This window comes from Metallosphaera tengchongensis (assembly GCF_013343295.1).
GTDB lineage: Archaea > Thermoproteota > Thermoprotei_A > Sulfolobales > Sulfolobaceae > Metallosphaera > Metallosphaera tengchongensis.
Map to the genome: position 1 here is coordinate 1,657,125 of NZ_CP049074.1, position 12,932 is coordinate 1,670,056.

At 45.7% G+C, this 12,932-nt stretch carries 13 protein-coding genes; 7 read left to right on the forward strand and 6 right to left on the reverse strand.

All coding sequences use genetic code 11. The features are described from left to right. Positions 1-33: 33 nt before the first annotated feature. Complete coding sequence (locus tag GWK48_RS08955) at positions 34-1,395, forward strand: digeranylgeranylglycerophospholipid reductase (RefSeq protein ID WP_174632721.1); 1,362 nt, start codon at positions 34-36, stop codon at positions 1,393-1,395. Here GWK48_RS08955 and GWK48_RS08960 read toward each other — a convergent pair. After that, positions 1,366-2,970 carry a DUF2070 family protein gene (locus GWK48_RS08960; RefSeq protein ID WP_174631517.1) on the reverse strand — a complete coding sequence of 535 codons (1,605 nt, stop codon included), beginning with the start codon at positions 2,968-2,970 and terminating at the stop codon, positions 1,366-1,368. The two genes, GWK48_RS08955 and GWK48_RS08960, sit on opposite strands and share 30 nt — an antisense overlap. 29 nt (positions 2,971-2,999) lie before the next feature. Between GWK48_RS08960 and GWK48_RS08965 the strand changes: the two genes are divergently transcribed. Genes GWK48_RS08965 through GWK48_RS08990 form a run of 6 tightly spaced genes read left to right on the forward strand, consistent with a single transcriptional unit; the run spans position 3,000 to position 7,981 of the window. Then, positions 3,000-3,278 (forward strand): hypothetical protein, encoded by a 279-nt coding sequence (locus GWK48_RS08965; protein WP_174631519.1) that lies wholly within the window; start codon positions 3,000-3,002, stop codon positions 3,276-3,278. Beyond that, the gene (locus GWK48_RS08970) at positions 3,275-4,066 is read left to right on the forward strand and encodes an HAD-IIA family hydrolase (RefSeq protein WP_174631521.1); all 792 of its coding nucleotides are present in this window, start codon (positions 3,275-3,277) and stop codon (positions 4,064-4,066) included. Before GWK48_RS08965 ends, GWK48_RS08970 begins: the two co-directional genes overlap by 4 nt. Before the next feature lie 36 nt (positions 4,067-4,102). Then, positions 4,103-5,803: a succinate dehydrogenase flavoprotein subunit gene (locus tag GWK48_RS08975; protein ID WP_174631523.1), complete on the forward strand. Its 1,701-nt coding sequence runs from the start codon at positions 4,103-4,105 to the stop codon at positions 5,801-5,803. Next, positions 5,804-6,772 (forward strand): succinate dehydrogenase/fumarate reductase iron-sulfur subunit, encoded by a 969-nt coding sequence (locus GWK48_RS08980; RefSeq protein WP_174631525.1) that lies wholly within the window; start codon positions 5,804-5,806, stop codon positions 6,770-6,772. 1 nt (position 6,773) lies between these two features. Next, complete coding sequence (locus GWK48_RS08985) at positions 6,774-7,646, forward strand: CoB--CoM heterodisulfide reductase iron-sulfur subunit B family protein (protein ID WP_174631526.1); 873 nt, start codon at positions 6,774-6,776, stop codon at positions 7,644-7,646. Then, positions 7,643-7,981: a succinate dehydrogenase gene (locus GWK48_RS08990; protein WP_174631528.1), complete on the forward strand. Its 339-nt coding sequence runs from the start codon at positions 7,643-7,645 to the stop codon at positions 7,979-7,981. Before GWK48_RS08985 ends, GWK48_RS08990 begins: the two co-directional genes overlap by 4 nt. Before the next feature lie 116 nt (positions 7,982-8,097). Here the strand turns inward: GWK48_RS08990 and GWK48_RS08995 are convergent, their stop codons facing one another. From GWK48_RS08995 to GWK48_RS09015, 5 genes are read right to left on the reverse strand one after another with little or no spacing between them, the layout of a single operon-like run. Further along, entirely contained in the window at positions 8,098-9,222 is a 1,125-nt protein-coding gene (locus GWK48_RS08995; RefSeq protein ID WP_174632722.1) for an aminotransferase class I/II-fold pyridoxal phosphate-dependent enzyme, read from the reverse strand. Next, positions 9,206-10,141 (reverse strand): homoserine kinase, encoded by a 936-nt coding sequence (locus GWK48_RS09000; protein ID WP_174631530.1) that lies wholly within the window; start codon positions 10,139-10,141, stop codon positions 9,206-9,208. Before GWK48_RS09000 ends, GWK48_RS08995 begins: the two co-directional genes overlap by 17 nt. Positions 10,142-10,181: 40 nt before the next feature. After that, positions 10,182-11,837 (reverse strand): molybdopterin-binding protein, encoded by a 1,656-nt coding sequence (locus GWK48_RS09005; RefSeq protein WP_174631532.1) that lies wholly within the window; start codon positions 11,835-11,837, stop codon positions 10,182-10,184. Between the two features lie 24 nt (positions 11,838-11,861). Beyond that, on the reverse strand, positions 11,862-12,230 hold the full coding sequence (locus GWK48_RS09010; RefSeq protein ID WP_174631535.1) for a PqqD family protein: 369 nt from the start codon (positions 12,228-12,230) through the stop codon (positions 11,862-11,864). Further along, positions 12,227-12,691: a single stranded DNA-binding domain-containing protein gene (locus GWK48_RS09015; RefSeq protein ID WP_174631536.1), complete on the reverse strand. Its 465-nt coding sequence runs from the start codon at positions 12,689-12,691 to the stop codon at positions 12,227-12,229. The genes GWK48_RS09010 and GWK48_RS09015 overlap by 4 nt, the downstream gene beginning before the upstream one ends. Positions 12,692-12,932 lie beyond the last annotated feature (241 nt).

Below are 12,932 nucleotides of genomic sequence, written 5' to 3' on the forward strand. Positions count from 1 at the left end.
ATTTTGGACAAGAATGTAGGAATAGGGATATTTTTGAAACAGGTCAACTATGACTTACTAATCATAGGTGGAGGTTTTGCTGGATCAACTGCGGCCTGGCATTTGGCGAACAAGGGCCTGAAAATATTGCTTATAGACAGCAAACCTTGGAGCAGAATAGGAGATAAGCCTTGCGGAGATGCAGTAAGCAAGGAGCATTTCGACAACTTAGGTATGCCCTATCCAGAAGGAGAACAACTGGAGCAGAAGATAGAGGGCATTAAGCTCTATAGCCCGGACATGTCCACTGAGTGGACCGTTAAGGGCGAAGGTTTCGAGATAAACGCACCGGCATATACGCAGAGGTTACTGAAGGAAGCTCAAGATCGTGGAGTTGAAGTCATGGATCTAACGACTGCAATGAAGCCAATCTTCCAAGATGGTTACGTTAAGGGTGCAGTGATATTTGACAGAAGAAAGGAGGAACAGATAGAAGTTAATGCGAAAATAGTTATTGAGGCAACAGGATACTCGAGAAGCTTCAGGAGTAAGTTGCCTCAAGAGCTACCAGTCGCCGAGGACATGGACGAAAAGGACTCTGACATCGCGTACAGGGAGGTAGCGTACACCAGGTCCGACATAGAAGAGCCCACATACCTGAAGATATTCATAAACCAAACCACATCTCCTGGAGGGTATTGGTGGTACTTCCCGAAGGGAAAGGACAAGGTCAACATAGGCTTAGGGATTCAGGGTGGTATGGGTTACCCGAGCATTTACACTTTCTATGAAAAGTACTGGAAAGATTACGGAGCTGACGTAGACAGGAGCAGGATGATAGTCAAGGGAGGAGCTCTAGTCCCAACTAGGAGACCCCTTGACACTCTAGTGTGGAACGGAGTGATCGTAATCGGTGACTCTGGTTACACAGCTAACCCCGTTCACGGAGGAGGTAAGGGATCAGCTATGATATCCGGTTTCTGCGCAGCGAGAGCAGTACTAAACGCCTTTGAGAAAGGTGATTTCTCAGCCAACTCCCTGTGGGAAACCAACATTTGCTACAACGACAGATATGGAGCTAAGCAGGCCAGTCTTGAGCTCTTTAGGAGGTTCTTGCAGAAACTCTCAGATGACGACATAAACTACGGGATGAGAAAGAAGGTAATAAGGGAAGAGGACTTATTGGAGGCCAGCACGACTGGAGATCTCCAGCTCTCTGTGGCCGACAAGGCAATCAGGGTAATAGCTGGAATAGGGAGACCATCGTTACTTTACAAGTTGAAGAACGTAGCTCAGTACATGAAGGACGTGAAGGCGCTATACAAGAATTATCCAACTTCCCCAGAAGGTCTAGGGCAATGGAGGAGTAACGTAAGGCAACTCATCTCAGAGTTTGACAAAGTAGTCTCCAAATAAAAGAAGGAAGAGAAGTAGATAAGGAAAGATTAAAGGAATCCAAAAGGTTTTCATAGCTAAATTACCTACTTGTTCAAGTCCCTCTACCATTGCAGATATGAACCTACCTATTATTTTCGTCCTTACGCTAATTATCATGTATTTACTCTCAACGTCTTCCTTGAAATTAGACTCGGCATTCTCAACTGCTCGTTCGAAAGAATTCAGAATGGCTGGACATGCCTCTACGGGCGTGTATAAGTTCCCAAACGAGGTTCCAGTACACGAGTGATCGTCAGGGGTCACAAGTATCACGTGATCGAACTTGTCCTTGAATCTTTCCTTTGCCAGTTTTCCCGTCTCCTCGTTGGCGTTATTGGCGAAGACGTAGAGGATTAGTAGTCTTCTCTTACCGTCCCCTATAATCAACGCTTTAACTTTTCTGCTACATATTCCCTCGCATCCTGATTCAATCTCTGCCTCACCGTACCCAACACCGAGCTTGGTCTCTCCAGTCACAAGGCGCTTTCTGGAGATAAAGTTTTTCAAGGCTCTCTCGTCCCTGTGACCTATCTCCTCCTTGAGTGACTCGTTGTGACAATCTACTAGGAAATTGCCTGTCCTCAGCATCTCTTCCCAAAGTCCTCCGGGAAGATCATCTATTCCGAATCCAGGTCTCTCTGAGAAGCTTACGGATATCTTGTCAAATAGGAGCGTTGTGAATCTGAACCTATCCTCCTTGAAAGAAGCTATGCCCCCTGGTCTCAGGGAGGTCCATTTGTCTTCGTTGATCGCCGAGGAAATGGCTTTTGCAACTTTCATTGATTCGCGCTTAGAAGGGCAGTCCAACTCGTGGCTTCCTGGACCATGGAAAATTAACATTTTACCCTTGGTCAACTCCTCCACTTGATAGGGGAAGGGGGAACTCCCCACGTTTCCATACATACCGTAATGTAGCCTAGGGAGGACAAGCACTACATCGCCTAACTTCAGTAGGAGAATTGAGGTGGTGAAGTTAGTGGAGATCCTCTCCAGGAACGCCTCCAGTTCCTCCTCCCTTCTGTAACTCATGGCCTTCAAGAACGGTCTTACAATATTTAATGAGGGGATTCCAGTAATCTTCCTACCTCTCCTATTTATGAAGATAAGGTAAAAGTAGGAAAAGAGGCCAACAGCCAAGTAAAATGCTACGTCTAACAAGAAGTCCCCCTTGAGTGTAAAGAGGGACGGGATAAATCCTGTTGCAGTGGATATGGCTGGTGAGGATAGATCACCATAGTCGATTAGCATAACGTAGGTGTACAAAGGGATGAAAAGACCGAAGGAGAGCGGGATTACAAGGGGAAAAAAAGATACTATAAGATATACAACTCCAAACATTCCGGTCATTGCAAGGGCAGTCCTAATCCTTTTTCTTAGAGCCATAAAGGATAAGACCATGTATACACCGAAGCCCAATGCATAACCGAAACCATCGGACAGAGACCTAAGGATTGATAACACAAACTCAATTCCTACCCACACCGAAAGGGCTTCAGTTGATGGTAACCTTATGAACTTGGAATAGTAATTTCTAGTTAACTTTTCTGAATCCACGAGAATAGACCTGAGGAGTGGATAAAAAAATGATTGAAATTGACTTTCGGGAGCTAAACCCCTTGAAAGTGATAAGGAACAACCTAGGGGAATGTACAATGTATTACCTTAGCGTGGGCGACTTAGGCGACTTTCTAGTGTTTGCTTTTCAAGGTAAAGTGAGGTACGTTAAGCTAATGAGGCCGTATCCTGGTAAGTGGACTTGTGAAAGTGCCCTATATAGACCTGAAGGTTTATACGTTTTTGACTTGGGGAATAAGAGCTTCCTTGAGGAGCTGAGGAGGAAGATGGAGATGATCCCAAAATGATGGAGGACTACGACCTTATAATAAGCGACGTGGATGGAGTACTCTTAAGGGAAGGAGAACCTATATGGCAAAATATTGAAGCCTTGAAGAAGCTCATCAATGATGGAAAGAGGGTTATCCTAGTGACAAACAACTCCGGTTTTAGCCGGGTTCTTCTGTCGAGGCAATTAAATTACCTAGGACTGCCAGTCAGACCTCAAGATATTGTAACTAGCGGGTTGGCTGCTGTTCTTTACATGAAAAGAACGTGGGACATAAGAAAAGTCTTCACCATTGGGGAAGAGGGACTCGTTGAGGAAATAAGGAACGGAGGATACGAGGTCATGACTAGCTCCGAGGCAGAGGAGGGGACGCCAGACGCAGTGGTCGTTGGCCTAGATAGGTTAGTGACCTACGATAAACTTTCAATAGGCATGAGATGCATTTCCAAGGGAGCTAAATTCGTGGCGACCAATATGGACAGATTATGGCCTTCTAGGGACGGTTTGAGACTTGGCGCTGGCGCCCTAGTTAACGCCATATCTTATTCTCTTAGAAGGGAACCTGATTTTGTTGCTGGAAAGCCTAACATATGGATCATACAAGTTGCCATGGATCTGGCAAAACTCAAGGACTTGAGCAAGGTTTTAGTGATAGGGGATCAATTGGAAATAGACGTAAAGATGGGCAACGAGATGGGAGCAGACACAATTCTAGTGTTAACAGGTATATCCAAAGTTGAGGACATCGAGAAGACAGGGGTTAAGCCTAAGTTTATCTTCAGGGATCTATCTGAGATAGAATCTTGAAGTAATCCTTAATAACAATTCTATTGAGCTTTTTGTATGGATAAACTTGTCTACGATGCGATAGTTCTCGGAGGAGGTCTTGCAGGTTTAATGTCAGCTCACGAGATTGCGTCCGCTGGGTTTAGAGTAGCAGTAATATCCAAGGTTTTCCCAACAAGGTCTCACTCCTCCTCCGCCGAAGGAGGTATAGCAGCTTACGTAAAGGGGAACTCCGATCCCAACGACGATCCAAACTATATGACCTACGACACAGTGAAGGGCGGAGACTATCTGGTTGATCAGGACGCTGCTGAACTCCTTTCAATAAAATCGGGGGATATAGTAGAAATTATGGAGAGGTGGGGTACTCTATTCAATAGACAGCCTGACGGAAGAGTGGCTCTGAGATATTTCGGAGGTCAGACCTATCCTAGAACAAGGTTCGTCGGGGATAAAACTGGAATGGCGCTTTTGCACACCCTTTTTGAGAGAGTCTCTGGGTTGTCAGTGGACTTCTACAATGAGTGGTTTGCGCTTGATCTGGTCACGGACGAGAGGAGAGTTGTGGGAGCCGTTGCCATGGAAATGAAGAGTATGGAGCCCTATCTGTTTCTTGGGAAGGCTGTTATCCTAGCTACCGGTGGAATGGGAATGCTTTACGCTCACACCACCAACGCTTATATCAACACCGGAGACGGGTACGCCATGGCCCTAAGGGCAGGGGCAGCTCTCAAGGACCCGGAGTTCGTACAGTTTCATCCCACTGCCCTCTACCCATCTGACATCCTGATCAGTGAGGCAGCGAGGGGTGAGGGCGGAATACTTAGGAACAATAAGGGAGAGAGGTTCATGGCCAGATATGCACCTAAAAAGTTGGATTTAGCTCCCAGGGACATAGCTTCCCGTTCCATTATGATTGAGATCAGGGAAGGACGCGGGTTCCCAGGAAATTATGTGGGTCTAGATCTTACCCATTTAGGTGAGAGTTACATTAAGGAGAGGCTAGCTTTAGCCTATGAAGCGGCTATGAATTTTGCCGGCGTGGACGCAACCAAGGAGTACATACCAGTGAGGCCAGCGCAACACTACTACATGGGAGGAGTTGACGTGGACATAACAGGCAAAAATGGTGACCTCCAAGGACTTTTCGCGGCAGGAGAGGCCGCATGCGTCTCTGTTCACGGGGCAAATAGGTTGGGCTCAAACTCCCTTCTGGAGACCCTCGTGTTCGGTAGGGAGACAGGCCAAGCAGTGGTTAGTTATCTGAAAAGGGCTGAGGGCTCTTCCTCAACTGATATCCAAAAGGAGGCAGAAAAGATAGTGAATGATGCTTACTCTTTCGTTAAAAGCGAGACAGGGGTACATTTCGGAGAAATTTTGAACAAGATGCGTAACGTTATGTGGGAGGACGTTGGCATATTTAGGAATGAAGACCTCTTGAAGACTGCTCTCTCCGAAGTGGAGAAGCTGAGGGCCCAGGTGAAAAACATGTATGTAACCGATAAGAGTAAGGTGTACAATACTGAATTCTTCAATGCTCTCGAGTTGAGGAACATGATGGATCTAGCAGTTGTTATCGCCAAGGCAGCTCTCACTAGAACCGAGTCAAGAGGGGCCCATTATAGGACTGACTATCCAGAAAGGGATGATAAGAACTGGTTAAAGCACACAATTGCCTACCTTAAGGCCGACAAAGTTGAAATAGGGTTTAAACCCGTTACACTGACCAAGTATCAGCCAGAGGCGAGGGTGTACTGAATGGAAACTCAATCGATACAAAACAATCTAGAGCAGAGGGAAGTGCTAGTTAAGGTAAAGCGCTACAGTAAGGAAAGGGGGGAGTACTGGCAGGAGTATAAGCTCAATGTGGACAGATTTACCCAAATGACGGAGGTGTTGAGGAAAATTAAGACTGAGCAGGACCCGACGCTTGCCTATAGGGCATCATGTCATATGGCTGTATGCGGAAGCTGCTCAATGAAAATAAACGGCGAGCCTAGGCTTGCCTGTAAGACATTGGCTTTGGATATCGTTAAGAAGTATAATTCTAACGTTATAACGTTAGAACCAATGGACTTTTTCCCAGTTGAGAAGGATCTAGTAGTGAACCTTGACGATTTTTATGGGAGGATGTTTAAGGTAAAGCCTAGGCTATATCCTCCAAAGGAGTTTATGGAAGGTACCGCCGAGCCTAGATTGAGACCTGAGGATCAAAAAGAACTATGGAAGTTCGCTCAATGCATTTGGTGTGGTCTTTGCGTCTCTTCATGTCCCGCTGTCAAGATAGATCCTGAGTTTTTAGGTCCAGCAGCCCACGCTAAGGGGTACAGGTTTTTGGCGGATCCTAGGGACAGCATATACGAAGAGAGGTTGAAAATCCTTGTAGATAGCTCCTGGAGGTGTACCTACTGCTATCAATGCTTTAACGTCTGTCCTAGGGACGTTGAACCGGTAACCACTATAAAGAAGACGAGATCTCACACCAAATTCCTTAAAGATAAAGGTGAGGTTGCCAGAACCGGAGAGAAACATGTAAAGGCCATCTTCGACAGCATAAAAGAGACCGGGAAGCTGGAGGAGGCTAAGGTTTACCTGACGACTTACGGTCTAGCCACAGCCATAAGGGACATGTTATACACTATGAGGAACGGGAAGGTCGGATTTGCAATGATAAAAGAGAAGAAAATAAATGAGCTGGATCAGGTTAGAAAGCTGATGGGTGAGTAGCATGAAAGTAGCGTATTATCCAGGTTGTGCGACACACGGTCTCTCAAAAGACGTGGATATAGCTACAAAAAAGGTTGCTGAGGTTCTAGGTTTGGAATTGGTGGAGGTAGAGGATTGGAACTGTTGTGGTGGCGGATTTCTAGACGAGTATGATGAGAAGTCTCACGTCGCATTGAACTTGAGGAACTTATCCAAAGTGGAGAAGATGGGTCTAAACAAAATGGCAACTCCCTGCAGCGTGTGTCTACAAAGCCATAGGTTGGCTACAAACAACTACAAGGAAAACAAGGAGCTGAAGAAGGAAGTAGACTCGAGACTGAAGTCAGCCTCCCTTGAGTATAAGGGGTCAGTTGATGCAGAGCACATAGTGTGGGTTTTGGTAAGAGATGTCGGAGTGGAGAAGATAAAACAGCACGTGACTAAACCACTGAAACAACTCAAAGTAGGAACATATTATGGCTGTCAGATGCTTAGACCAGAGCAGATCATGGGATTCGAACCGGCTTACAACCCCCATAGCCTAGAGGATCTAGTTTCAGCCACAGGTGCAACACCTGTGAGATTCCCCATGGCAACTGCATGTTGCGGTTTCCCTCTAATGGGTAGCAACCCTAAGGGAGGGCTAAAGCTAGCTTACAACGTTCTATCTTCAGCTAGAAGCGTCGGTGCAGATCTCGTTGTTCACCCGTGCAGTCTCTGCCATCTTCAACTAGATGTGACCCAGTTTAAGGTTATGGAAGAGTTTAAGACTGGCTGGACAATGCCTACAATTTACGTGACTCAATTGTTGGCAATATCGTTCGGAGTAAGCCCTAAGGAGTTGGGACTAAGTAAGATAGCCATGCGAGCTTTAGAGGAGAGGGGGATAACTTGATCCAGGATCTAAAATCCATCAGTGGGGATCTCGGTCCTTGGAGAGATGTGTCCGAGAGACCGGGTAAGGAAGCGTTTGCGAAGGAGGCAGAATACAAAGTACAAGACCTATTTTGGGGTAAATTACATCTTAGAAACACAGGGGATCTTTACGTCCTTGTGATCTCAAAGATTCCCTTTAATTGGAAGGAAAGGGTAAAGGATTTAAAAATAAAGGGAGAAGTGGTGGACGCAGCAGGAGGGATAATGTGGATTAAGACGGACGAGAGCAACCTGCTCAACGATTTGAAAGAGGTAAAGGATTTACTAGAGAAGCTGAAAAGCGAAAAGAAATAAGAGGAGGCCCTAGCTTCACTCTGCCATGGTCCCATGGCTGTATGCTAGGTATGGCAATCCCAACTCCTCGTACACACTAAAAAATTTTCCGCAACCTCCATAAAGGATTTCTCCTGTTAAATACTAGATAGAGCTCTATCAAGATCCTCTATTAAATCTTCAACGTCCTCGATTCCCACTGATAGTCTAAGTAGTGAATCTGAGATTCCTGAAGCCTTCCTCTCCTCCGGGGATAATGTCCTATGGCTCATGGTGGCCGGATGAGAAATAAGTGAATTCACCCCCCCTAGACTTTGGGCAGGGGTAATCACCTTAGTGGATTTCATGACCTTTAACGCTGACTCAGAATTACCCTTTACCTCAAAGCTCACTACCCCACCGTAACCTTTGAGAACTCTTTTAGCTACATTGTGGGTCTCATGGGATTTAAGTCCTGGATAGTACACTTTCCTTACTTTCTTGTGGTTCTCTAGGAACTCTGCGACCTTCATGGCGTTACTGTTTATAACGTCCATTCTAATTTTCAACGTTTTCATCCCCCTAATGGTCAAGAACGCAGGGTGTGGATCTAATGATGTTCCCAAGGTTCTCCTCATCTGGTCAATGGGTCTTACTATTTCTTCCTTTCCAGCTATTAACCCTGTTATAACGTCGTTATGTCCAGCTATGAACTTGGAGGCACTATGTACCACTAAAGAGGCGCCGAACATAGTAGGTTTCTGGTTTATTGGTGTAGCGAAAGTTGAGTCCACAATTAAAGTTGATCCCAGGTCTCTGCATACCTTTCCAATACTTTCTATGTCTATTACCCTTAGGGTTGGGTTGGTGATACTCTCCACAAAAACGACGTCATATTTTTGCTTGACCATCTCTAACATAACGTCATTGTCAGCAGGAGCTACGTCGACTTTTATTCCCCAGGAAGTTAGGTAGTCCCTAGCGAACCTTACGCTCCTCCCAAACATATCAACGTGAATCAGTAGTTTACTTCCAGGTCTCAGGAGGGTCAGTAAGCTGGTGGAAATTGCTCCCATACCTGAGGAGAAGGCTAAACCAGCCTCTGCTTCCTCAAGTTCAGCTATTTTCCTAGCCAACTCTAGGACAGTGGGGTTGACTTCCCTAGAGTAACGGTACCTCTCTCCTTCCGGGTATAAGAAGGCTGATGTCTGATAGATTGGTGTGACTATCGCCCCTGTAGTTGGGTCTATCGTCTCTCTAACCGATTTAGTTGAATCTTTCAGTTTCAACACCTCCACCCAATTGTGTATCCACGAAGTCGCATACGGTCTCGAACCCGTTGCAAACTGTTGAGACTTCCCTCTTTATGCCTTCGAGGTCAGTTTCTTCATCACTTAAGACTAAAATTGTCGGTCCCGCACCGCTAACGCATACTCCCACTGCATCTTTCCTGAGAGCTATCTCCCTGATCTTAGGGTAGTACGGAAACAGGGGTTCCCTTGACTTCTCCACAATCTCGTCGTTAAGACCCATCCTAGTTAACTCCCTATCTCCCTTGGTAATACCCAAGACGAAAGAGGACAAATATCTCATGTTTTCAACCATTTTTCCGATATCAACTTGCTTTGGGACAAGTTCCCTAGCTCTCTTGGTTTTTCCCTCTCCTGTATGAATTCTGGGAACTATCAGAGTTATTTTAAAGTTCAATCTAACTGGTATGGTCACTATCCTTACAGGGCTTGTGGATACTACAGCTACCACTCCACCAAACGCACTAGCGGCTACGTTGTCTGGATGGGGGGAGCCACTAACGGCCTTCTCACCTGCGGTGGCGTATCTCACAACCTCCTCAAGGGAGAGCTTCAAATTAAGGAGGCTGTTGAGAGCAGCTACCGCTGCGACCGCTGAAGCCCCGCTGCTTCCCAAGCCTAGCCCGTAAGGCACTCCTTTGTGAATCCTCAATTTTACCCTGTACTTGAGTCCCATTTCATTAAGTAAGTTTAAAACAGGTGCACCTGCCGAATTTTTAAGAGGATCTAGAGGCAAGTCGCTGTTGGACTGTATGACAACTTCGCTCTTCCCTTCTCCAACTATCTCCGCCTCTACCACATCCTTGTAGGCTTGATGTGCTAAGGAAAGGACGTCAAATCCTGCACCCAAATTTGCTGAAGATGAATATGCGGTTGCTCTCACAAAAGGCATGGCATAAGCTTAATCATTGGAGTAAAAGGTTTTCCTATAGCTAATGTTCAGAAAATATTCTTTCTAAGAATTCTACATAACTCTTCCTAGCGAGAATCCTTAACTTTTCCTCAGCCAATCTCTCGCCATGTATGTAACCTGAGGGCGCTATTACCTTTGCCTTGCCAAGGAACAGCTTCGCAGTGGAAGGTGACTTGAGTTTTACTGAGGGATTGTCAACCAACTTGCTCATCCCAACCCACTCGTGATAACCCACTGGATCACCCTCACCGTTTCTGAGTATCCACCTGCTCTTCCTGATTTCGACAAAATCGTCGTTGGTCACATCTTTACATAGGAACTCACTTAGAACTAGCACATCCCCTAAACCATACCTCAACGCTTGGCAGGCTGGGACAGTACCCAGTAGTACCTTTCTTCCCTCGAACTTTTTTAGGCTCTCGTCCTCTTCTCCTATTAAGACCGGCCTCGTATCGACGCTCTTAATGTTGACCTCCACCTGGTCTCCGCTTTCAAGATTACTCCCTGGGGGAAGAGTTATGTACCCATCTGCTAAGGCAAAAGTTCCAATCATGTAACTATCGAAGGGTAGGGGAATAGCGAAGAATTTCTCCCCTTTTTCTAGGACGTAAACAGGGGTATTTGTAGTCCTGTGGGGATCCGCCCTGGTCGGCATTATTAAAGTAGCAATTACTCTCGACGAGACTGAACGCCTAGTCGCGCCACTTATCCCAGAGAAATGTTCAATGTATTTCCTCACCAATTGGTTGAAAGTCATCACCGTAGCCACTATATTTCCAGAGAGACCGAACACTGGCTTTCCGTAGAGGGCTCCCATGATGGTTGGCTTCCCAGGCTTAAAGTTTATACCATGTATTATGATTTTACCATCCTCCCTGATTATTTGATGGATGTAGTCTTTTTCTCCAGAGCTCGTCCCCCCTGTGGTTATTATAATGTCGGCCTCTTGAGCCGCCTTCTTCAGGGCTTGCCTAATTTTTTCCTTCTCATCGGGTAGTACTACTCCACCTACAATCCTGCAACCCAACTGCTTTAACCTAGCAGACAGATAGTGGACGTTGCTTTCGAATATCTTTCCTGGCCCTAGGGCTTTCCCAGGCTCCACTAGTTCGTCCCCTGTGGCTAGTATATAAACTGAGGGCATGTCGTAAACTTCAAGAGAGGTGACCCCTAGTGATGCCATTGCCCCAACGTCCTCTGGGGTTACCTCCTGATTTTTTTCTAGGATCGTGGTGCCTCTCGGTATATCGCTTCCAGCCCAGGCTACGTTAGTTCCAAACCTCAACTTGTTCTTTACCGTGACGAGGTTATCCACTACTTCAGTGTTCTCAACCTTAACTACCGCATCAGCACCTTCTGGTAATGGTGAACCTGTGTCAACTTCAACAGCCTCTCCCTCCCCGATTTTGATATCCTTCCAATCCCCAATTGATATTTTTCCGACGATCTTCAATTTTCCTGGTGTAGAGGTTGACCTCAGGGCAAATCCATCAACTGTGGACCTATTAAATGGGGGATAGTCCATTTCCGCTATCACGGGAGAAGAAGTGACCTTACCTGATGCCTGCAAAAGGTCAACTATGATTGACCTTCTCTTTATAGGGAATTCCTTAAGGAAAAGGTTTAGGGCATCCTCAGGATCTGGTAAGTTCTCCTCTGGGACAAAAGCTCTCATAAGAAAAATAACTGAATAAAGTTTTTAAATAGATATTAGAGCCGCCTCTTGGAGTTGCTCAAGCACAGCAACAATGGGGGCTCTGATCTGATCTTCCTCAATTTGTGCTTCTTTGCTGATCTCCTGTATGATATCATTAACAGTTTTATCACCGTCACACATGGCCCATATGTAGTAAGCTACGGCTGCAACTTCGTAAACCCTATCCTCAGCAAGCTTAATTATGAATTTCTCTCCGTCCTCGCTCTTCTCTATATATTCACCTTCTCTCCTGGGCTTCTTATCCTTAATATCATCGAAATTTAGGGAAACATGCACGTGCTCGTGGGCTCCTTCCGAGTCATCCTCTTCAGGGCTCATCCTCCTTTCAGTATTATCCTCCTCAAAGTTCATTCTTCTTCCTCTCCATCTTCCCTTGGCCTTCTCCTATAGCCACCGTAGTTCCCGTAGCCTCCTCCGCCGAAATTCCTTCTTCCTCTTCCCCTGAAACCGCCTCTTCTAGGTGGCGAGTCATCAGTTGGTGAGGACTCGGGTATTTGATCAGCCTCAGGTATAGACTCTTCGGCTGTTTCGCTGATTTTAGACCTACTGCCCGCGTTCAGCTGGACCTGACCCTTAAAAACAGTGGTCCAGGCGTTTTCGACCTTGATTATTTGTCCCTCCTTTACTTCGTCTCCTTGATTTCCCCACAGGGTCAACTTAACTCTCCCTGTGTCGTCTCCAACCATCACTTCGCGAATGGTCCTTGGACCATTCTTGGTTTGAACAACTTTTTGCTCTCCTACTTCTAAAACACGGGCGGTCACATTTATATTTTCCATCCCGCCTTTTAGGTTACCTATCTTTTCACTCATATATCTCGACTCACACGATTTGTTAATTCTGTCTTTGAATTCCCGATATATAAATTAGTTGGTTACAAAGCTAGAGAAAGCCTCGCCCTTTGGTAGGAAGTCAATACGGATAAAGGGTTTAGGAATGGAACTTATTCCATGTCCATGTCTGGCGTTACAAGATGATTTAATGAAAATTATCGTATCTAGTAAAATACAATATTATAAACTAAAGATAACTTTTGAGTTACTTAATCTCTGT